Origin of the sequence: Actinorhabdospora filicis, assembly GCF_030269765.1 — a bacterium.
GTDB classification, from domain to species: Bacteria; Actinomycetota; Actinomycetes; order Mycobacteriales; family Micromonosporaceae; genus Actinorhabdospora; species Actinorhabdospora filicis.
Genome location: NZ_BSTX01000008.1, coordinates 1 through 19,046, shown reverse-complemented (window position 1 = coordinate 19,046; position 19,046 = coordinate 1). Strand labels below are relative to the sequence as shown.

Below are 19,046 nucleotides of genomic sequence, written 5' to 3'. Positions count from 1 at the left end.
ACCTACTGAATGTGGACAACTCGTAACATCACCGAAACAGTCCGGTTCAGCGACTCATGCGTCCGGTAGTTCGGCGGCCCGCACCGGCGGGGCTGGGGCCGTACCTGCACTCGGCAGTCCCCGGATGCGACGGCTCCGCCTTCTCCTGCTCAGGCGCCCCGGGGCCGCGCCCGTGCTCGGCAGTCCGGCCCGGCGTACCCGAAGCCGCGGCCATACCCAGCCGCCTGATGGCCGGACGGTCCCGCCCGGTGAATCCGGTGTCGCGTCCGTGCTTGGCCGCTCAATGGCCGGACGGTCGTCCCGCCCGGCGAACCCGCGCCCCCGCTCGGCGCCCCAGTGGCCCGGCGGTCCGCCCCGGCCGACCCGAGGTCACGCCCGCTCCCAGCGGCCAGGCCACCCCGTCCCCAGGCTGCCAGTTGCCCACTGCCCCGGCGGTCTCGGCAGTCTCGGCTCGCCGTCCAACCCGGCGCCCCAACGCCGTCTCACAACCGCGCGCGCTCAGGCCAGCTCAGGTCGCGTCGTCGTCGAAGCGCCTGCGCGCGGTCGTCTCCACCGTGTTCTCCGCGGCCGACGTCGACGCCGCCGAAGCCGAGGCCCCGGTGGCCGCCGCGGCGGAGGAGCCGTTGGTGCGGGTGATGCCGTCGGCGGTGTCCTTCAGGGTGCCGCGCACGCCCTCGGTGTCGCGCTTGAGGTCCTCGAAGGCCGCCATCAGCGGCTTCTTCAGGGTCTCCTCGTCCTCCTCCGACAGCACGTGCTTGCGGATGAAGGTCTTGGGGTTCAGGTCGGTGATGTCCAGGTTCGTGCCGAGGTCCTTGTTCAGGTCCGCGGTGGCCGAGGAGGCCATGGTCCGGATCTTGCGGATGAACCGGCCGATGTCGGCCAGGATCTTGGGCAGACGCTCCGGGCCGAGGACGAAAAGGGCGATCAGGAGCAGGGCCAGGATCTCCGGCCAGCCGAGGTTCTCGAACATGTACAGCTCCCTAAACGATGTCGCCCCGCCGAAGCCTACTCAGCACCTCGGCGGGGCGGCAATGCCCGTGGGGATCAATCACCATCGGCGGCGAGGGTCACCGCGACCTGCTTGTCCTCGGAGCCGTGCTTGAACCCGATCTGGACGACGGTGTTCGGCGCGTACTTGCGCACGAGCGCCACGAGGTCCACCGGGCTGGTCAGGTGGCGGCCGTTGAAGGTGGTGATCACGTCGCCGGCGACGATGCCGGCGGTGGCCGCCGGGCCGGGGTTGACCACGTTCTTGACCTTGACGCCCGCCGCGTTGCCGTTGTCGGAGGTCTCGATGCCGATGACGGTGCGGGACGGCTTGCCGTCGGCGATGATCTCTTGCGCGATGCGGTTGGCGAGGTTGATCGGGATCGAGAAGCCGAGGCCCATGTTGCCGCCCTTGCCGTCGCTGTTGGCGAAGGTGGCGATGGAGGCGTTGACGCCGATGGCGCGGCCGGACGCGTCGAACAGCGGCCCGCCGGAGTTGCCGGGGTTGATGGCCGCGTCGGTCTGGATGGCGGCGGTGACCGAGGACTCGTCGGCCTCACCGGCGACGACGGGACGGTCGAGGGCGCTGATGATGCCCTGCGTCACGGTCCCCGACAGCCCGAGGGGCGCGCCGATGGCGAGCACGGGGTCGCCGACGGCGAGCTGCTCGGAGTCGCCGAAGGTCACCGGCTGGAGCCCGGAGCGGTTCACCTTGACCACGGCGATGTCGGATTCCTTGGAGCTGCCCTTGAACTCGGCGGGCTCGCTGGAGCCGTCGGCGAAGACCACGGTCAGCTTCACGTTGTGCAGGTCCGAGGGGTTGGCCACGTGGTTGTTGGTGATGATGTAGCCGTCGGCGCTGATGACCAGGCCGGATCCGTTGCCCTCGCCCTCCTTGCCCTTGATCAGGATCGTCACCACGGAGGGCGTGACCTGACGGACGACGTCGGCCACCGAGCCGACGGGGCGGTCCACGGGCGGGGCGCCACCGGAAGTGGTGCCGGGACCATTGCGCGCGGCGAGGACGCCGATGGTCGCGCCGAGACCGCCGGCGAGCAGTGCTGTGATGAGGGCCACGGTGAAGACCAGGCCCATGACGTTCTTGCGCGGCTCGGGCGTCCGGGGCGAATCGGGCATCGCGGCCGCGGGGTCCGTGGGCGGACCGGCGGGCGGCGCGGTGTGCACGACGGACGCCGAGGCGCCCGGATCGCGCCACGGATCGCTCTGCGCGTTCTGCGCCCACCACGGCGAGTCGCCGGTGGGGGCGGGTGGGGGTGGTGGCGCCGGCGGCGACAGTGGGGCCGCGACCGGCGGATACACCGGTGAGCCCGGTGTGCCCGGGTAGGGCTGCCCGTAGACCGGGCCGCCCGGATTGGTCCCGGCCGGATTGACGCCGTCAGTCACGCCGTGCTCCTCCCCATCGGAGATCGTGCGGCGATCGGTTCGTCTTCCGGTCGCCTGCGCGCACGCCGGTGCACCGCCATGGCGTCACGCGCTTCACCGTCCAAGCCCTGGTCGCTCCGGCACGTCCGGATCCAGCTTGGCATGCGGAGCGGCCATCGTATTCAGGGCTGTCAAACTCGGCCGGGTACGCCCATACCGGGCGGGAGGCGGAAGCGGGATCCGGCCGCGTGGTGGTAACCGGATCCCGCCGCGAAGTCGAAGGCCGGGAGAACTCGGACTTCCGCCGTCACTCCGAGGTGACGGACTTCAGGGCCTCGCCGAGGTCGTTGGCCTCATCCGGCGTCATCTCCAGCACGAGCCGGCCGCCGCCTTCGAGCGGAACGCGCATGACAATGCCGCGGCCTTCCTTGGTGACCTCCAGCGGACCGTCGCCCGTCCGCGGCTTCATGGCCGCCATGTTGTCTCCCCTCGATCCAATGCCGCGGTCGCCCGCGGGCCGTTCACAAGCCGTCGCCACCCACCGCCGGGGGCGGCTGCGGGCGCACGACCAGTGGCGCTGAATGCCACCGACGAATAATCTTCCCCGATGAGGGCCGCAAAACCCAAACCGCCCCGGCGTGGTTGTGACAAAATCTGGCATTTTTGTGACGTGACTGTCACAATGGTCTGCCGTGCGAGCCCGCTCCGCCCTATTTGATCTGTACGGCGACCACCTGCGAAATCGCGGTGGCGCCGCGCCGATCGCCGCCCTCGTGCGGTTGCTCGCACCCCTGGGCATCGCCGCGCCGGCCGTGCGCACCGCCGTCTCGCGGATGCTGCGGCAGGACTGGCTCACCCCCGTCCGCCTGGGCCGTCAGCGCGGTTACGCCCTCACCGGACGGGCCGTGCGCCGCCTGGACTCGGCCGGCGCGCGCATCTACCGCACCGCCCGCCGCGAGTGGGACGGCCATTTCGATCTGCTGGTGCTGACCCCGCCCACCGACCGCACCGCCCGAGCACGCATGGCCGCGCAACTCCAGCTGTTCGGTTACGGCCGTCTCGGCGACGGCTCGACGTGGCTGTCGCCCTGGCAGGCCGAGGAGGCCGGGCAGCTGCTCACCGAGGCCGGGGTCCCCCACGAGCGCTTCCACGCCCGCCACGGCGGGGACGCCACCGCGCTGGTGGCCCGCGCGTGGGACCTGCGCGACCTCGGGCTCGCCTACGAGAAGTTCATCGACGAGCTGGAGCCGGTGGTGTCCGCGATCGGCCCGATGTCGGGCGACGAGGCCGCCTACGCCGCGCGTTTCCGGCTCGTGCACGCCTTCCGCGCGTTCCTGTTCCGCGACCCGCAACTGCCCGCCGCGCTGCTGCCCGCGGGCTGGGCCGGTTCGGCCGCCGCCGCCTTCTTCGACGCCCAGGCCGCCCGGCTTCGCCCCGCCGCCGACCGGCACGTCGACCGTATGCTCACAGAAACGACATAGGAGAGTGCCTCACGTGACCGATTCCCTGCTCGTCGAGCGCGCCGAGGGCGTGGTGACCCTCACCTTCAACCGCCCCGACACCCTCAACTCCCTCACCACCGAGCTCAAGGTCGCCTTCCGCGACGAGCTGGCCGCGCTGGCGACGGACGCCTCGTGCCGCGCGATCGTGCTGGCGGGCGCCGGGCGCGCCTTCTGCGTCGGCCAGGACCTCAAGGAGCACGTGGAGAACCTCAAGACCGGCGATCCCCTCGCCACCGTCCGCGAGCACTACAACCCGATCGCGCAGAGCCTGGCGACCATGCCCAAGCCGGTCGTGGCGGCCGTGCGCGGCGCCGCCGCGGGCGCCGGGGCGTCCCTGGCCCTGCTGGCCGACTTCCGCGTCGGCGGTCCCGGCACCAGCTTCTCGATGGCCTTCGCGGGCATCGGCCTGTCCGCCGACACCGGCGCCAGCCAGACCCTCCCCCGCCTCGTCGGCCATGCCAAGGCCACCGAGATGCTCATGCTCGGCACGAAGGTCAAGGCGGACGAGGCGAGCCGCATCGGCCTCCTCGGCACCGTCACCGAGGACGACGACCAGGTCCTGCCGCAGGCCCTGGAGCTGGCGAAGCGGCTGGCCACCGGCCCCACCCACGCCTTCGCCTACATCAAGCGCACCCTGGGCGCCTCCGGGCACATCCCCTTCGCCGAGGCCCTGGAGCTGGAGGCCGAGGCGCAGAGCCGCTGCGGCTTCACCGCCGACCACCGCAACGCGGTGGAGAGCTTCGTGAACAAGCGGCCGATCGTCTTCGAGGGGCACTGACCCCGGTACGACGCCGACGGGCCGGACGCGGGTGAGCCCGCGGACGGCCCGGCGCACGCCCCGCGGGCCGCTCGCGCGGACTCACCTTCCGCTCGCGCGGACTCTCCTTCGGCGGGGGCCCGAAGCCCGCCCCCTCGGGGCGAACGTAGCCGAGCCCGTGCGGAGTCCACCAAACGGCCGATGCCGGGCACCTGTGGACAACACACCCATTGTGGATAGTCCGTAACCGGTGCGAAACATTCACCCGCCGGTCACGCCCCGCCCGCGCCTGGAGCCCGGCCCGGGCCCCCAGGACCTGTCCTGCGGATCTTTGCAGAGCTGCGACGAGCCGACCGCACTTCAGCGAACCCGGCCGACACCGTCTCGCACCCACAAGACACGCCCTAGGGCGTGTCCTGTGGATCATCGGAGCCAGATCATGATGGCGGCGATGGTGAGACTCGCCTGGTAGATGCTGGCGCGTTTGGTGTAGCGGGTGGCCAGGTCGCGCCACTGTTTCAACCGGTTGAAGCAGCGTTCGACGACGTTGCGTTGCTTATGGGCCTGCCGGTCGAAGCCGGGTGGTCGTCCGCCGCGTGAACCTTTCTGCACGCGGCGGCCGATGGTGTCGGCCCGTTCGGGGATCACATGCTTGATCCCGCGCCGACGCAGGCGACGCCTGGTGGAGTCGTGCGCGTAGCCCTTATCTGCCAGGAGCAGGTCGGGGCGTCGGCGTGGCCATCCGGGTTTCCCGGTGGCCACCGCGATGGCCTCCAGGACCGGGAACAACATCGGGTTGTCCCCTGCCTGACCAGGCGTGATCAGGATCGACAACGGCCGCCCTCGTCCGTCAGCAGCCAAATGGATCTTCGTGGACAAGCCGCCCCGAGACCGCCCGATCGCCTCGCCGGTCAGCGCGGGCGGCGACGACCACGTAGATCCCCTTTTTTGCGGGCACCAGCCGCATGCTGATGCGCCCGCACCACCGATGAGTCGACACTGATGACCCACTCGACCGGTCGCCCGTCGTCATGGACGATCACCGCTGCCAGGATCTTCTCCCACGTCCCATCCGCCGTCCACCGACGAAGACGCTCGTGGCAGGTCTTCCATGGCCCAAAACGTTCAGGCAGATCACGCCACGGAGCACCCGTCCGCAACTTCCAGAGAATCCCGTTGATCACCTGACGGTGATCACGCCACCGACCACCACGTACCGCAGGCGACGGCAACAACGGCGCGATCACCAACCATGCGCTATCAGTCAACTCACCACGACGCACCACCAGACCATTGTGGACACACACTCATGATCTACAGGACACGCCCTAGACGATCACCCGCTCCGGCATCGCCGCCGGAGCCCCGTGCCGCCGCGCCTCCCGCCACGCGCTGCCCAGCCGGCACACCAGCGTGTCGATCGTCTGCGCCGGGAACGTGAAGGGCACCCGGATGCGGTCGGTGAAGCGCCCGTCGGTGCTCATCGCCGTCCCGGGCACGACCTCCACGCCGTGCCGCAGCGCGACCTGCGAGAACACGCGCGCGTCCACGCCCGGCACGCGCACCCACAGGGAGCCGCCGCCGTCGGGCGTGCGCCACTCCCACTCGGGCAGTTCCTCGCGCAGCAGCTCCTCCATCACCCGCAGCTGCTCCCCGGCCTCGGCGGCCCGCTCGCGGCGGATGACCGGCAGGTCCGGGACGAGCCGCGCGGCCACCGCCTGCTCCAGCAGCGGGCTGCCCAGGTCGGCGAGGGCCTTGCGGCGGGCCAGGCGGTCGACGATCCCGGCGGGACCGCGCACCCAGCCGATGCGCAGGCCGCCCCACACGAGCTTCCCCAGCGAGCCGACGGTCAGCACCTCGGCGAGCGGCGCGAAGGCCGCCACCGGCGGCGGGACCGCGCCCGCCGAGTAGCCGTCGTAGGCGTTGTCCTCGCACACGGGGATGTCGTGGCGGGTGGCCAGCTCGGCCAGGCGGCGGCGCCGGGTGGCGCTCATGACCAGGCCGGTGGGGTTGTTGTACGAGGGCATGACGTAGATCAGCGCGGGCTGGTGGCGCTCTATGGCCCGCTGCACCCCGGCGAGGTCGATGCCCTCGTCGTCGAGGTCGACGCCGACGACGTCGGTACCGGCGTCGCGGAAGATGTCCACGCTGCCGGGCCAGCCGGGCGTCTCGGCGATGACGGTGTTGCCGCGCCGGGCGTAGAGCTGGGCGATGAGACCGATGGCCTGCTGCGCGCCGGTGGTCACCAGGATCTGGTCCTCGGAGGTGGGCAGCCCCTGCTCGCGGTACATGGCGGCGATGGCCTGCCGCAGTTCGGGCAGGCCGCGCGGGTGGTAGCCCTGGTTGGACAGCAGCGCGGGCAGGTCCAGTTCGGCGAGGGCCTTGGCGACCCATGGCGAGCCGGGGTCGGCGGCGCAGCTGAGCGAGATGAGCTTCTGCCCGGGCCCGTCCAGGAGCCGCTGGAAGATCATCCCGGCCTGTCCGTTCTTGACCCGGCCGTCCCCGGCGCGGCGGGCCACATCGGTCAAAGCGGACCGGGCCACGACCGTGCCACTCCCCTGCCGGGAACTGACCAGTCGCTCGGCCCGCAGGGCCTCGTAGGCGGTGACGACGGTGGCGCGGGAGACGGCCAGGGACTCGGCGAGCGCGCGCTCGGACGGCAGGCGCTGCCCGACGGTCAGGTCGCCGTCGGCGATGGCGCGGCGGAGACGCTCGGTGAGCTGCTGGTAGAGCGGGCCGTCGCCGGCCGACCAGTCGCCGAGCAGTTCGCGAATCTCGGAACGGTCCACTTTTCTCTCCTTTGGCCAGTCCACTCCCGGTCCATTGTGCCCACACTGGACTTGACGCGCAACCGGAGGCAATCATGGAACTGGTCTTCGTCGGACTCTTCTTCGTCCTGCTCGCCGTCGCCGGGGCACTCTTCGGGCATGATTCCCGGGAGCCGGGCGACTGGCGTCGTCCCATCGAGCGCCGGGTCAGCCCGGTGCCGCCCGCCCGCGAGGTCTCTCCCTCTCGCGCGACGACGGCGGCTCCCTCGCTGACCCTGCGGCAGAGCTGAGGCGGCGCCCCTCCGGACGCGAGGGGCGCTACTCCTCGTCCTCGTCCTCCTCCTCCTCGGGGTCCATCTCGTGGACCTCGCCGAGGACGTAGGCGCGCATCTCCAGCTCGTCGCCGTAGGGCGAGACGAAGGCCGGCAGCTCGGCCGGGCCCAGCTCGCGGACGTAGGCCCAGTACAGCCGCGCCGCCTCGGCCGGTGAGGCGGCCTCCACCGAGATCGGCACGCTCACCAGGTAGTCGCGCAGGGGCGCGGTGACGGCGGCGGTGTCGGGGACGAGCGCGCGCAGCGCCGTCCAGGCGGCGGCGTCGAGCTCGCCGGTGACCGGGGCGTCGAGCGCGGGCGGCTCGTCCAGCAGCCGGTGGGTGTAGGCGACGCGGCCCCGGCGGACCGTCCCGGCGCCGAACAGGACGCCGTCGGCGGCGAGCAGCACCAGGTCGCCCTCGGCGGGCCCGGGGACGGTGAGGGGCACGGAGTCGGCGGCGTACATGCGCTGGCGCTCGTACTCCGCGTCGTCCACCACGATCAGCCAGTGCGCCATACGGCCATCAGATCATGGCCACCGGCGTGGCGTGGCGGGACCCCTTAGGCAAGCCTCACTCGTCCTCGCCGAGGATCACGCAGCAGCCCTCGACGTGGTCGTCGACCATGCCGACGGCCTGCATGAGCGCGTAGGCGGTGGTGGGGCCGATGAACTTGAAGCCGCGCTTCTTGAGGTCCTTGGCCAGGGCCTTCGACTCGTCGGTGACGGCGGGGACGGTGTCCATGCTGAGCGGGCGCGGCCGGGGTTCGGGCGCGTGGGACCACAGCAGGTCCGACAGCCCGGGGCCCATGTCGGCGGCGACCCTCGCGTTGTGCATGACGGCCTCGATCTTGGCGCGGTTGCGCACGATCCCGGCGTCGCCCATGAGGCGCTCGTAGTCGTCGGGGCCGTACTCGGCGACCTTGTCGATGACGAACCCGTCGAAGGCGGCCCGGAAGTTCTCGCGCTTGCGCAGGATGGTGATCCAGGACAGCCCGGACTGCATCGCCTCCAGGCACATTCGTTCGAACATCTCGTCGTCGCCGCGCAGCGGGCGTCCCCACTCGTCGTCGTGGTAGGCGCGGTAGTCGTCGGCGGTGGCGCCCCAGGAGCAGCGGAGCAGGCCGTCGGGGCCGGCGACCAGACCGCTCACTCGGCGTCCTTCTTCGCCGCGGGCTCGTCATCGGCGGGGGCGCCCTCGACGGGCTCCGTCCACGCCGACTCCGGGGCCTCTTCACCGGCGGGCGCGGGCGCCTCGGCCGGACGCACCTCGCCGACCAGCGGCAGTGCCGCGCCGGAGGCGTCCGGTCGCGCCCCGGATGTGTCCACTGTGGCCTCACCGATAGCCTTGGCGCGGGCCAGGCGCAGCTGTTCGGCGTCGTCCTCGCGCCCGTCCCGCAAGGCCTGGACCTCCGAGACCAGCACCTTGATCAGTTCGTCCTTGAAGCCCACGTCGTAAGCGAGTCGCGCGAGGGCGTCATCGACCTGACGGGTGCGGTAACCACGCGGTCCGGTGTCGAAGCGGGCGGTGAGGACGTCCTCTTCGGACAGCGGCCGGTCGGCCGGGAGCCCGATGGACACCCCGTCGGGCGTGACCGGGCGCAGCCCGTCGTCCTTGCCGGTGGCCAGGACGACCACCCCGAACACCAGTCCGGCGGCGATGACGACCACGACGAGCAGGAGCAGGAATTGAGCCATGTGAGCGGCGGCAGGAGCTGTTCCTGCCCCTCCTTTCATGGTTGCATGGTAGTAGCATCGTGGTCGTGCGAGGTGATCCCCGAGTGTCCCTTAACCAGCGGGTGACTCCTTCTCCGCTGAGGACTCCTCGGCAAGCGACGACACCCGCGCTGAGACACCGTGAAGAACGGTACGCCGCGAGCCTCGGCTTCTCCGTCAGCGCCGCCGCGTCCATCCGGACCCGTTTCCGTCGAGCGCAGGGACGCTCCATGACGGACCCGGGCCCGGCCGGGCGCTAGAGCCGAGAGAACCCCTCAGACGCAGGAGCGTCATCACCCCACACTTCCCGATACCAGGACAATTGACTTCCATGACTGCAATCGCACCGACCCCCAACTCACCGGGCACACCCCAAGGCACATTGCGACTGGGCTCGCGGACCTTCGGGCCCGGCTCCTTCGCGCTCATGGTCATCGTCAACCGCACCCCCGACTCGTTCTACGACAAGGGCGCCAACTTCGCCTTCGACGCCGCCCTCGCCGCCGTCGACCGGGCCGTCGCCGACGGCGCCGACATCGTCGACATCGGCGGCGTCAAAGCCGGACCCGGCGACGAGGTGTCCGTCGACGAAGAGATCCAGCGCACCGTCCCGTTCATCGCCGAGCTCCGCCAGCGCCACCCCCGGCTGGTCATCTCCGTCGACACCTGGCGCGCCGAGGTCGCCGAGAAGGCCACCGCGGCCGGCGCCGACCTCATCAACGACACCTGGGCCGGAGCCGACCCCGAACTCGTGTCGGTGGCCGCCGAAGCCGGAGCGGGCCTCGTCTGCTCCCACACCGGCGGCATGACCCCCCGCACCATCGCCGGGAAGGTCACCTACGAGGACGTGGTCACCGAGGTCGCCGACGCGCTCGCCGGCGCCGCCGAACGCGCGCTGGCCGCCGGCGTCCGCCGCGACGGCATCCTCATCGACCCCACCCACGACTTCGGCAAGGCCACGGTGCACTCCCTGGAGCTCACCCGCCGCCTCGACGAACTCGTCGCCACCGGCTGGCCGGTCCTGGTCGCCCTGTCCCGCAAGGACTTCGTGGGCGAAACCCTCGACCTCCCCGTCAATCGCCGCCTCCCCGGCACCCTCGCCGCCACCGCCGTATCGGCCTGGCACGGCGCCCGCGTCTTCCGGGCGCACGACGTGACCGCGACCAGGCAGGTGCTGGACATGGTCGCCGCCATCCAGGGGCACAAGCAGCCGAAGGCGCCCAAGCGGAGCGTCTAGCGCGAGCGCAGGGCCCACCCCGGCACGGTGGGCCTGCTCCATTTCTGGCGCCTATTCGGCGCGTTCAGCCCGCTCTACGCGGGCTGAGGGGGCGACGGAAGTGCCGTACCGCCGGGGGGCTGTACGGCCGGATCGAACCGCTCGGGCTAGTCGGCGTCCTTGACGGCCGCCGCGCACTCCATCGCCGGCGCCTATTCGGCGCGTTCAAGCCCCCGTCACCTGGTCAGGGTCAGTCGGCGTCCTTCACCGCGGCGGCGCCCTTGACGACGTGGGCGACGGCTTCGGTGACGTCGTCGGTCACCAGCAGCATGTCGATGTCCTGCGCGTTCACCATGCCGTCTTCGAGCATGCGGTCGCGCATCCAGTCGACCAGGCCGCCCCAGTACTCGGTGCCCATCAGCACCACCGGGAACTGCGTGACCTTCTTCGTCTGCACCAGCGTCAGCGCCTCGAAGAGCTCGTCCATCGTCCCGAACCCGCCCGGGAGCACGATGAACGCCTGCGCGTACTTGACGAACATCGTCTTGCGCACGAAGAAGTAGCGGAAGTCCAGGCCGATGTCGACGTAGTCGTTCACGCCCTGCTCGAAGGGCAGCTCGATGCCCAGCCCGATGGACTCCCCACCGGCCTCGCTCGCGCCCTTGTTCGCCGCCTCCATGACCCCCGGCCCACCACCGGTGATCACCGCGTACCCCTCGGCGGCCAGCGCGGCCCCCACCCGCTCGGCGAGCAGGTACCCCTCCGAACCCTGCTTCGTGCGCGCCGAACCGAAAACGGCGACGGCGGACCCCACGTCCGAGAGCGTGTCGAACCCGTCGACGAACTCGGAGAGGATGCGAAGGGTGCGCCAGGCGTCCTTCTGCTTCCACTCGGAACGGCGCTGGGAGTCGAGGAGATGCTGATCGGCGGTGACGCGCGGCTTCATGGGCCGAGTGTCGCACGTGGAGCTGTCCGGGACGGCGCGCAGGCGGCGGCGCGCGGATGATTGCGGGATGGATCACGCCGACGAAGAAGAGGCCTTCGAACTCCTGTGGATCGTGCTGGCGGGGCTGGCCGAGAACGAGTCCGCGCCGGAGGACGTCCGTGAGCGGGTGGCGGACTTCGCCCGGCCCGGGCCCATCCACCAGCCCGGCGCGGCGGACGAGAGCGCTCCCCGCACCGAACGGGAGATTCCCGAGGAGCGGCTCCTCGAACTCGCCGCCGATGAGGACACCCGGATGGACATCGCCGAGCGCGAACACCTCAGTCCCGCCGTCCTCGACCTGCTCGTCACGACCGCCCTCAGCCGCGACTGGGACGCCCACCTGATCGCCTACGGCCTGGCGCCCCGCCGCGAGCTCTCCGAAGACACGCGCGCCGAACTCCTCGACCTGATGGACGACACTCCCGGCTCCTTCCCCACGGGCCTCCTGCGCACGCCGGAGCTGGAGTGGCTACGGCTGGCGCCACTCGGCGAGCGCCTCCCCTACGCCGCCTCACCGGCGTGGATCATGCGGGCGACCGTGGCCTCCTCCCCCGGCCTGCCCGGCCCGGTCGCGGCGACCCTCTGGGAGGACCGGGACCTGCGCGTGGCCGCCGAGGCCCGCCTGCACCCGTCCACACCGCGCGAGTACATCGCCGACATCCTGCTCCGCTACGAGCTGCCCATCTCGGCCTGGCGCTTCGCCCGCCACCCGAGCTTCCCGGCCGAGATCCTGCCCAGGCTCGCCGGGTCCGGTCCGCCGCACCGCCGGTTCGCCGCCGGTTGCCGCGCCCTGGATCCGGCGCTCATCATCGCGCTCACCGAAGACCCCGACGGCGAGGTCGTCGCCGCCGCCGCCCGCAACCCCTCCCTCCCCGTCCCGTACATGTACTCCCTGCTCACCAGGGCCGGTCGCTGACCCGGCTACCCTCCCCCTGTGAGCACCTATCTATCCACCGCCGCCTGGGGCGTCGGCGAAGCCCATGTCACCCTCGACGGCGCCATCCTCGACGTCTGGTACCCCGAGCTGGGCCTGGGCGAGCCGAAGGAATCCGACCTGGAGTTCGAGCCCGGCGAGGACGACGTCCTGGGCATCGAGACCAAGCAGGTCACCACGGTCATCGACTCGCTGGCCGAGCCGCCGAAGGACGCCGCCGACGCCTACCTGCGGCTGCACCTGCTCTCGCACCGCATCATCCGCCCGCACCAGGCGAACCTGGAGGGCATCTTCGGTGTCCTGGAGAACGTGGCGTGGACCGACCTGGGCCCGCTGCCCGCGGCGGGCCTGGACGAGGTCCGCACGAAGCTGCGCCTGGAGGGCCACCGCCTGATGGTGTACTCGGTGGACAAGTTCCCGCGCATGACCGACTACGTCGTGCCGTCGGGCGTCCGCGTCGCCGACGCCGACCGGGTGCGGCTGGGCGCGCACCTGGCCGAGGGCACCACCGTCATGCACGAGGGCTTCGTGAACTTCAATGCGGGGACGCTCGGGACCAGCATGGTCGAGGGCCGCATCGTCGCGGGTGTCGTGGTGGGGAACAACTCCGACATCGGCGCGGGCTCCTCGATCATGGGGACGCTGTCCGGTGGCGGCAAGGACGTCGTCTCCATCGGCGAGGGCTGCCTGCTGGGCGCCAACGCGGGCATCGGCATCTCCCTCGGCGACAACTGCGTCGTCGAGGCGGGCTGCTACATCACCGCCGGTTCGAAGATCACGCTGCCGGACGGGCAGGTCGTCAAGGCGCGCGAGCTGTCCGGTGCCGACAACCTGCTGTACTGGCGCAACTCGCAGACCGGGGCGCTGGAGGCGAAGCCGCGCACGGGCACGTGGGGCGGCCTGAACGCCGCGCTGCACAAGAACTGACCGGCGAACCGCGCCCCGGAACCCCCGGGGCGCGGTAGCGTCGTGTCATGGGGGTCGAGGAATACAGCGGAGGCGTGGACGCCTCGTCCGGGATGCTCGTGGTCACCATGAACGACGTCCCCGGGTACAAAGTGGACCGGGTCATCGGCGAGGTCTTCGGCCTCACCGTCCGCTCGCGGCACGTGGGCAGCCAGATCGGCGCGGGCTTGAAGTCCCTTGTGGGCGGTGAGCTGAAGGGCCTGTCCAAGACGCTGGTGGAGAGCCGCAACCAGGCCATGGACCGGCTCATCGAGCAGGCGCGGACGCGCGGCGCCAACGCGATCATCGCGATGCGCTACGACGTCACCGAAGCCGAGACCGGCGCCGAGGTCTGCGCCTACGGCACCGCCGTGGTCATCTCGCCCGCGTAGCCGGGACGCCCCACGTCACCGTCGCCGTGACGGTCATGTCGAGTACGCCGTCACGGATCCACGGCCCGACCGCCTCGGCGACCTCGCGGCCGAACGCGTCGGACTCCCGCGCGTCCATGTGCTCGCGCGCCAGCGCCGAGGTCGAGTGCAGCCCCTCCACGAAGTCGGCCACCGGCTGCCGGAACGGCACCGGCCGCGTCTCGGCCATGCCGGCCCGCCGGAACGTCTCACCGAGCACGTTCACCACCGAGAAAGCCGGGTCGTGGTCGGGATTGCGGGAGTACCGCTCGATCACCGCGTCCAGCCGCTCGCGCCAGGGTGCGTCCCGGGCGCCGTGCTCCACAATGGCCAGCTGCGCGCCGGGCGCCAGGACGGCGTCCAGCCGCGCCATCAGCGGCGCCAGGTCCATCCAGTGCAGACTCGCCCCGGCCGTCGCCAGCGCGTAGGGACCGTCGGCCCCGGCGGTCTCGGCGGGGCCGTGGATCCAGCGCAGGTTCGGCGCGTCCCCGCCCGGCCGCGAGCGGCCCACCGCGATCATCGCCGCCGACACGTCGACGGCGTCCACCCGCTCCACAATGGACGCCAAGGGCCGCGCGAGCGCGCCCTCACCCGCCCCCAGGTCCAGCACGGTCCGGGGCACGGCGGTGGCGAGGCGGCCGAGGATCGCGAAGACCTGGTCCGGGTAGGGCGGGCGGTGCCGGTAGGCCTCGGCGACGCCCTGGTGCCCGAAGACCCGGGCGAATCGCGGTAATCCGTTCATCCCGCCAGTCTGACAGCCGCGGCCTTGATCCGCTCGTCGGTGGCGGTGAGCGCCACGCGCACGTGCTCGCGCCCACCGGGCCCGTAGAACTCGCCGGGGGCGGCCAGAACGCCCAGGTCGGCGAACTCGGCGACGGTGTCCCAGCAGTCGCGGCCGGCGGTGGCCCACAGGTACAGCCCGGCCTCGGAGTGGTCGACGCGCATGCCGCGCGCGACCAGGGCCTCGCGCAGGATCTCGCGGCGGGCCCGGTAGGCGGCCTTCTGCCCGGCGGCGTGCTCCTCGTCGCCCAGCGCGGCGGCCATCGCGGCCTGCACCGGCGTCGGGACGATCAGGCCGGTGTGCTTGCGCGCCTCCAGGAGGGCGGCGATGACGGCGGGGTCGCCCCCGGCGAAACCGGCGCGGTACCCGGCGAGGTTGGAGCGCTTGGACAGCGAGTGCACGGCCAGCACGCCGGTGTTGTCACCGTCCAGAAGGGACAGCACCGAGACCGGCTCGGTGTCCCAGCCCAGGGTCAGGTAGCACTCGTCCACGGCCAGGACGGCGTTCCGCGAGCGGGCGAAGTCCACCCACGCGCGCAGCTCACCGGCGGTGGCGACCTTGCCGTGGGGGTTGCCGGGGCTGTTCACCCAGATCAGCCCGACGTCCACGGCGGGCACCTGCCCGGGATGGTCGGCCATGGTGACCGGGGAACCCGACACGCGCGAGCCGATGTCGTAGGTCGGGTAGGCCAGGCGCGGGATGACCACCGTCCTGGACTCGCCCAGCCCCAGCAGCATCGGCAGCAGGCCCACCAGCTCCTTGGAGCCGATGGTGGGCAGGACGCCGAAGTCGCCGGTGACTCCACAGTGGAGCCGCAGCCAGGCGGCGATCGCCTCGCGCAGCTCCGGCGTGCCCGCGGTCAGCGGGTAGCCGGGCTCGGCGGAGGCGGATTCGAGGGCACGCCGGACCAGCGGCGGAACCGGGTCGACCGGCGTGCCCATCGAGAGGTCCACGATCCCGTCCGGATGGCGGCGCGCGCGCTCACCGTAGGGAGCGAGTCGGTCCCAGGGGAACTGCGGCAGCCGGTCGGACAGCATCGGTCAGTGCTCGGTTTCCTTGGGCGGCAGGGAGGCGACGAACGGGGCGTCGGTCTCGATCTTGCCGAGCTTGGAGGCGCCACCGGGCGAGCCGAGCTCCTCGAAGAACTTGTAGTTGGCGTCGGTGAAGGACGCCCACTCCTCGGGCACGTCGTCCTCGTAGAAGATGGCCTCGACGGGGCACACAGGCTCACAGGCGCCGCAGTCCACGCACTCGTCGGGGTGGATATACAGCATCCGGTTGCCCTCGTAGATGCAGTCGACGGGGCATTCCTCGATGCACGCCTTGTCGAGCAGGTCAACGCACGGCTCGGCGATGATGTATGTCACGGCCAGTCCTCTCACGTCGGCAGGTAGGTTCGCTGCCGGAAGACCAGCCTAGTGTGGGTCTTCGTCCGCCGCGAACCGGGAGCCCTCATCATGCCGCCTCTGACCCCCTCGCACCTAGGTGGCCGGGTCGTTATCCGGGTGAATGCCGGGTTGATCGAAGGCCGGGAACGGTTCACCGACGTGCTCGGCGAGCTCGTCGAGATCAGTGATCGTTCTCTCGTCGTGCGCCGCGACGACGGCTCCCGCGAGACGATCTCCGCCGAGGTCGTCGTGGCCGCCAAACCCGTCCCGCCGCGCCCGGTGAAGTACTCCGAGATCGCCGCGCTGGAACGCGTCGGCGCCGACCACTGGCCCGCGCCGGACACCGAATGGCTCGGCGGCTGGCTCCTGCGGGCCGCCTCCGGCTGGACGAGGCGCGGCAACAGCGCCCTCCCCCTGGGCGACCCCGGCATGCCCCTCAAGGACGCCGTGGCGCGCGTGGGCGACTGGTACGGCGCGCGCGGGCTGCCCCCGGCCTTCGCCGTCCCCCTGCCGCTGTCGCGGGGCGTGGGCGAGCTGCTGCGCGAGACGGGGTGGGAGGAGCAGGTGCGCGTGGAGGTCCGCACGCGCGCGCTGGCCGACTGGGTCTCGGCCGCGCGCCCGGACCTGCCGCCCGTCCGCATCGACTCGGCCCCGAGCATGGACGCGCTGTCGCTGGTCTCGGCCCGCCGCGGCGAGCTGCCGCAGGTGGCCCTGACGATCCTGGGCGGCCCGCCGAAGACGGGCTTCGCGATCCTGCGGCTGGACGACGCGGTCGCCGCGATCGGGCGCGGCGTGGTCTCCGAGGGCTGGCTGGGCCTGTCCCTCATCGACGTCGCCGTGGACGCGCGCAGGCGCGGCCTGGGCACCTACATCATGGGCGCGCTGATGGAGTGGGGACGGGAGCTGGGCGCCGAACGCGCCTACCTCCAGGTGGAGGACACCAACGCGGCGGCGCTGGCGATGTACGACCGGCTCGGCTTCACCGTCCACCACACCTACGTCAACTGGGGAGTCAGTGCCGCTTAGCCCGGGCGGAGTAGTACCGCTCGGCACTCTTGAGCTGGCGGCTGCGGTGGTCGGCGCCGAACAGCACCAGGCCGACGTACCCGAGCGCGACCCCGACCAGGCCCACGGCCCAGAAGAAGAGCAGGCGCTGCAGGAAGAAGCCCAGGCCGTCCTCGAAAGGTGAGCCGCCGGCGGCCCACGCGCCGCACAGGACGGCGACGACACCGGCGACCACGACCGCCAGGCCGGTCTCGGGGATGAGCCGGGACAGCGGTCCCACGCGTCCCCACCACACGCCCGCGGCGATGCTGAGCGCCAGTACGAAAGCGAGCGCGATCAGTTCGATGGTGAACGCCTCGTCACCCAGTGGGTCGAGGTTCTTCGCGTTCACGACGATTCCCGAAACGACCTTCGCCAGCACCATGCCGATGGCGAAAACGGCCGCGGGAATCCAGCGGGTACGGGGATTCGTCACGGCACATACTTACCGGAAACGCCGGGGGACGCGCAAGTGGCCGGTCAGGGCCTTCGCGTGAAGGCGATGTACGCCGAGATCACCACGGAAACCGCGCCGCCCAAAAGCAGGGCGTATCCCGTCCACATATCGGAAATCACCAGATCGCCGTCGGAAGTGCGCATCGTCATCGGCACCGTCACCACGAACCAGACGATTCCCGGAATCAGCACCGCCGCGCGTTTCTCGGTCAGCCAGGCGGCCAGGAACGGCAGTCCGGTGTTCACCACGATCGCGATGAACGCCGAGACCGGAATCAGCGCGCCGTCCATCCCGACGGTGACCGCGAACGGCCCGCGCACCCGCAGCGGGACCAGGAACGCCTCGATGACGGCGAAGACCAGCGCGGCGGCGGCCACCAGCGCGGCCCCCGCCAGGCGCAGCGACAGCGGCGACTCCGCCTGCCGGGCGGGTTTCGTCCTGGTAGTGCTCACCGGCTGAGACTAGCCCCGCCGGATGTGAGGACGCTTAACGCGGTCGGCATGTCGCATCGACCGGCTTGATCAGATCCCCGCGAAGAGGTCGGTCTCCCAGCCCTCTCCGGGACCGCGTTCACCGTCGGCGAGGATGTAGTACTCCCCCATCGTCCCGTCCTCGCCCAGGCGCGCGGCGAGCGTGAACATCCAGTCGTCCCCCGGGATCTGCGTGGCGTGCGCCTTGAGTGCGGCGTGCTTGTGCATCACGTAGGAGCCGACCTCGATGCGCGCGGTGATCTCGGCGTCGGGCGTGCCGAACGGGAGATCGTCGGGACTCTCGGCGTCCCCGAAGGGGTTCTCGGTGGAGTTCTTGAAGATCTCGAAGGCCGCGGCCAGCTCCCGCTTGGCGACGGTGGTCCAGTAGAACTTCGCCACCGCGTGGCCCTTCCCGGCGGCCAGCTCCATGCCCCGCACGGCCACCCGGTGCGCCTGGATGTGGTCGGGGTGCCCGTAGAACCCGTTCGGGTCGTAGGAGACCACCACCTGCGGCCGGATCTCCAGGATCACCTCCGCCAGGTGCGCCGAGGCCTCGTCCAGGTCCGCCCGCCAGAACGCCCGCGCCTTCTCATTGGCCGGCGTCCCCATCATCCCGCTGTCCCGGTACCGCCCCGCCCCACCGAGGAACCGGTGATCGCTCACCCCCAGCGCCGCACACGCCCGCTGAAGCTCCGCCACCCGGTACCCACCGAGCTGATCGGCCTGCGCCGCCTCCAGCCGCGCCAGGGCGGGGACGTGGATCTCACCCTCTTCGCCGAGCGTGCAGGTCACGAGGGTGACGTGCGTGTCGGGAGTGGCGGCGTAGTGCGCCATCGTGGCGCCGGTACCGATGCTCTCGTCATCGGGGTGGGCGTGGACGAAGAGGATCCGGCGGGAGGCGTCAGTCACACGCGAGACCATACGCGATCGGGGTGGGGAAGGGGAGGCTGCCGCCATTTCCGGGGCCGGATGATCGGGGGGCGGGGGCGGGGGC

General features: G+C 71.4%; 23 protein-coding genes. 8 read left to right on the top strand and 15 right to left on the bottom strand.

All coding sequences use genetic code 11. The features are described from left to right. Positions 1-508 precede the first annotated feature (508 nt). The 3 genes from tatB to QSK10_RS32835 all read right to left on the bottom strand — a co-directional run bounded on the left by tatB (position 509) and on the right by QSK10_RS32835 (position 2,848). Positions 509-970, bottom strand: a complete 462-nt coding sequence (gene tatB, locus QSK10_RS32845; RefSeq protein WP_285667442.1) for a Sec-independent protein translocase protein TatB — start codon at positions 968-970, stop codon at positions 509-511. A gap of 74 nt (positions 971-1,044) precedes the next feature. After that, positions 1,045-2,391: a S1C family serine protease gene (locus tag QSK10_RS32840; RefSeq protein WP_285667441.1), complete on the bottom strand. Its 1,347-nt coding sequence runs from the start codon at positions 2,389-2,391 to the stop codon at positions 1,045-1,047. Between the two features lie 286 nt (positions 2,392-2,677). Then, positions 2,678-2,848, bottom strand: coding sequence for a DUF3117 domain-containing protein (locus QSK10_RS32835; RefSeq protein ID WP_285667440.1), 171 nt, complete (start codon positions 2,846-2,848; stop codon positions 2,678-2,680). Between the two features lie 214 nt (positions 2,849-3,062). Between QSK10_RS32835 and QSK10_RS32830 the strand changes: the two genes are divergently transcribed. Both QSK10_RS32830 and QSK10_RS32825 read left to right on the top strand, forming a co-directional pair. Then, on the top strand, positions 3,063-3,851 hold the full coding sequence (locus tag QSK10_RS32830; RefSeq protein ID WP_285667439.1) for a PaaX family transcriptional regulator: 789 nt from the start codon (positions 3,063-3,065) through the stop codon (positions 3,849-3,851). 13 nt (positions 3,852-3,864) lie between these two features. Next, positions 3,865-4,650 carry an enoyl-CoA hydratase-related protein gene (locus QSK10_RS32825; RefSeq protein WP_285667438.1) on the top strand — a complete coding sequence of 262 codons (786 nt, stop codon included), beginning with the start codon at positions 3,865-3,867 and terminating at the stop codon, positions 4,648-4,650. Positions 4,651-5,052: 402 nt separating this feature from the next. Here QSK10_RS32825 and QSK10_RS32820 read toward each other — a convergent pair. Further along, positions 5,053-5,912 (bottom strand): IS5 family transposase gene (locus QSK10_RS32820; protein WP_432705399.1). Its coding sequence is split into 2 segments (ribosomal slippage): positions 5,053-5,573 and positions 5,573-5,912, totalling 861 coding nucleotides; the frame shifts between segments, so codons are not numbered across the junction. Between the two features lie 45 nt (positions 5,913-5,957). Further along, entirely contained in the window at positions 5,958-7,418 is a 1,461-nt protein-coding gene (locus QSK10_RS32815; protein WP_285667437.1) for an aminotransferase-like domain-containing protein, read from the bottom strand. Positions 7,419-7,492: 74 nt separating this feature from the next. On the opposite strand from QSK10_RS32815, the gene QSK10_RS32810 reads away from it, so the two are divergent. Beyond that, the gene (locus QSK10_RS32810) at positions 7,493-7,687 is read left to right on the top strand and encodes a hypothetical protein (RefSeq protein ID WP_285667436.1); all 195 of its coding nucleotides are present in this window, start codon (positions 7,493-7,495) and stop codon (positions 7,685-7,687) included. 28 nt (positions 7,688-7,715) lie between these two features. On the opposite strand, the gene QSK10_RS32805 is transcribed toward QSK10_RS32810, so the two are convergent. Genes QSK10_RS32805 through QSK10_RS32795 form a run of 3 tightly spaced genes read right to left on the bottom strand, consistent with a single transcriptional unit; the run spans position 7,716 to position 9,404 of the window. After that, positions 7,716-8,225: a hypothetical protein gene (locus QSK10_RS32805; RefSeq protein ID WP_285667435.1), complete on the bottom strand. Its 510-nt coding sequence runs from the start codon at positions 8,223-8,225 to the stop codon at positions 7,716-7,718. Between the two features lie 55 nt (positions 8,226-8,280). Further along, the gene (locus QSK10_RS32800; protein ID WP_285667434.1) at positions 8,281-8,859 is read right to left on the bottom strand and encodes a DNA-3-methyladenine glycosylase I; all 579 of its coding nucleotides are present in this window, start codon (positions 8,857-8,859) and stop codon (positions 8,281-8,283) included. Continuing rightward, positions 8,856-9,404: a DivIVA domain-containing protein gene (locus QSK10_RS32795; protein WP_285667433.1), complete on the bottom strand. Its 549-nt coding sequence runs from the start codon at positions 9,402-9,404 to the stop codon at positions 8,856-8,858. Before QSK10_RS32795 ends, QSK10_RS32800 begins: the two co-directional genes overlap by 4 nt. 349 nt (positions 9,405-9,753) lie before the next feature. Here QSK10_RS32795 and folP point away from each other — a divergent pair, with 349 nt between their 5' ends. Beyond that, a complete protein-coding gene (gene folP, locus QSK10_RS32790) occupies positions 9,754-10,659 on the top strand; it encodes a dihydropteroate synthase (protein WP_285667432.1) in 906 nt (301 codons plus the stop codon). Positions 10,660-10,888: 229 nt separating this feature from the next. Here folP and QSK10_RS32785 read toward each other — a convergent pair whose 3' ends face one another. After that, positions 10,889-11,653, bottom strand: coding sequence for an LOG family protein (locus QSK10_RS32785; protein WP_432705398.1), 765 nt, complete (start codon positions 11,651-11,653; stop codon positions 10,889-10,891). Here QSK10_RS32785 and QSK10_RS32780 point away from each other — a divergent pair. From QSK10_RS32780 to QSK10_RS32770, 3 genes are read left to right on the top strand one after another with little or no spacing between them, the layout of a single operon-like run. Further along, a complete protein-coding gene (locus QSK10_RS32780; protein WP_285667430.1) occupies positions 11,652-12,539 on the top strand; it encodes a hypothetical protein in 888 nt (295 codons plus the stop codon). The genes QSK10_RS32785 and QSK10_RS32780 overlap by 2 nt on opposite strands. 18 nt (positions 12,540-12,557) lie before the next feature. Next, positions 12,558-13,484 carry a 2,3,4,5-tetrahydropyridine-2,6-dicarboxylate N-succinyltransferase gene (gene dapD / locus QSK10_RS32775; RefSeq protein ID WP_285667429.1) on the top strand — a complete coding sequence of 309 codons (927 nt, stop codon included), beginning with the start codon at positions 12,558-12,560 and terminating at the stop codon, positions 13,482-13,484. A 47-nt stretch (positions 13,485-13,531) separates the two neighbouring features. Beyond that, positions 13,532-13,894, top strand: a complete 363-nt coding sequence (locus tag QSK10_RS32770; RefSeq protein ID WP_285667428.1) for a YbjQ family protein — start codon at positions 13,532-13,534, stop codon at positions 13,892-13,894. On the opposite strand, the gene QSK10_RS32765 is transcribed toward QSK10_RS32770, so the two are convergent. The 3 genes from QSK10_RS32765 to fdxA are packed head-to-tail and all read right to left on the bottom strand — an operon-like array spanning position 13,878 to position 16,060. After that, entirely contained in the window at positions 13,878-14,654 is a 777-nt protein-coding gene (locus tag QSK10_RS32765) for a class I SAM-dependent methyltransferase (protein WP_285667427.1), read from the bottom strand. The two genes, QSK10_RS32770 and QSK10_RS32765, sit on opposite strands and share 17 nt — an antisense overlap. After that, positions 14,651-15,730 (bottom strand): succinyldiaminopimelate transaminase, encoded by a 1,080-nt coding sequence (dapC, locus tag QSK10_RS32760; RefSeq protein WP_285667426.1) that lies wholly within the window; start codon positions 15,728-15,730, stop codon positions 14,651-14,653. Before dapC ends, QSK10_RS32765 begins: the two co-directional genes overlap by 4 nt. 3 nt (positions 15,731-15,733) lie before the next feature. Then, a complete protein-coding gene (gene fdxA, locus QSK10_RS32755; RefSeq protein ID WP_285667424.1) occupies positions 15,734-16,060 on the bottom strand; it encodes a ferredoxin in 327 nt (108 codons plus the stop codon). Positions 16,061-16,210: 150 nt separating this feature from the next. On the opposite strand from fdxA, the gene QSK10_RS32750 reads away from it, so the two are divergent. Further along, positions 16,211-17,107 (top strand): GNAT family N-acetyltransferase, encoded by an 897-nt coding sequence (locus QSK10_RS32750; protein ID WP_285667423.1) that lies wholly within the window; start codon positions 16,211-16,213, stop codon positions 17,105-17,107. Here QSK10_RS32750 and QSK10_RS32745 read toward each other — a convergent pair. The 3 genes from QSK10_RS32745 to mshB all read right to left on the bottom strand — a co-directional run bounded on the left by QSK10_RS32745 (position 17,094) and on the right by mshB (position 18,973). After that, positions 17,094-17,561, bottom strand: a complete 468-nt coding sequence (locus QSK10_RS32745; RefSeq protein WP_285667422.1) for a hypothetical protein — start codon at positions 17,559-17,561, stop codon at positions 17,094-17,096. The genes QSK10_RS32750 and QSK10_RS32745 overlap by 14 nt on opposite strands. 44 nt (positions 17,562-17,605) lie before the next feature. After that, on the bottom strand, positions 17,606-18,034 hold the full coding sequence (locus QSK10_RS32740) for a hypothetical protein (protein WP_285667420.1): 429 nt from the start codon (positions 18,032-18,034) through the stop codon (positions 17,606-17,608). A gap of 69 nt (positions 18,035-18,103) precedes the next feature. Continuing rightward, complete coding sequence (gene mshB, locus QSK10_RS32735) at positions 18,104-18,973, bottom strand: N-acetyl-1-D-myo-inositol-2-amino-2-deoxy-alpha-D-glucopyranoside deacetylase (RefSeq protein WP_432705392.1); 870 nt, start codon at positions 18,971-18,973, stop codon at positions 18,104-18,106. Positions 18,974-19,046 lie beyond the last annotated feature (73 nt).

What these genes read in the sequence shown, in the direction of transcription:
- tatB (WP_285667442.1), bottom strand. Translation starts at nt 970, where the DNA reads ATGTTCGAGAACCTCGGCTGGCCGGAGATCCTGGCCCTGCTCCTGATC.
- mshB (WP_432705392.1), bottom strand. Translation starts at nt 18,973, where the DNA reads ATGGTCTCGCGTGTGACTGACGCCTCCCGCCGGATCCTCTTCGTCCAC.
- QSK10_RS32765 (WP_285667427.1), bottom strand. Translation starts at nt 14,654, where the DNA reads ATGAACGGATTACCGCGATTCGCCCGGGTCTTCGGGCACCAGGGCGTC.
- QSK10_RS32795 (WP_285667433.1), bottom strand. Translation starts at nt 9,404, where the DNA reads ATGGCTCAATTCCTGCTCCTGCTCGTCGTGGTCGTCATCGCCGCCGGA.
- folP (WP_285667432.1), top strand. Translation starts at nt 9,754, where the DNA reads ATGACTGCAATCGCACCGACCCCCAACTCACCGGGCACACCCCAAGGC.
- QSK10_RS32770 (WP_285667428.1), top strand. Translation starts at nt 13,532, where the DNA reads ATGGGGGTCGAGGAATACAGCGGAGGCGTGGACGCCTCGTCCGGGATG.
- dapC (WP_285667426.1), bottom strand. Translation starts at nt 15,730, where the DNA reads ATGCTGTCCGACCGGCTGCCGCAGTTCCCCTGGGACCGACTCGCTCCC.
- QSK10_RS32780 (WP_285667430.1), top strand. Translation starts at nt 11,652, where the DNA reads ATGGATCACGCCGACGAAGAAGAGGCCTTCGAACTCCTGTGGATCGTG.
- QSK10_RS32835 (WP_285667440.1), bottom strand. Translation starts at nt 2,848, where the DNA reads ATGGCGGCCATGAAGCCGCGGACGGGCGACGGTCCGCTGGAGGTCACC.
- QSK10_RS32810 (WP_285667436.1), top strand. Translation starts at nt 7,493, where the DNA reads ATGGAACTGGTCTTCGTCGGACTCTTCTTCGTCCTGCTCGCCGTCGCC.
- QSK10_RS32805 (WP_285667435.1), bottom strand. Translation starts at nt 8,225, where the DNA reads ATGGCGCACTGGCTGATCGTGGTGGACGACGCGGAGTACGAGCGCCAG.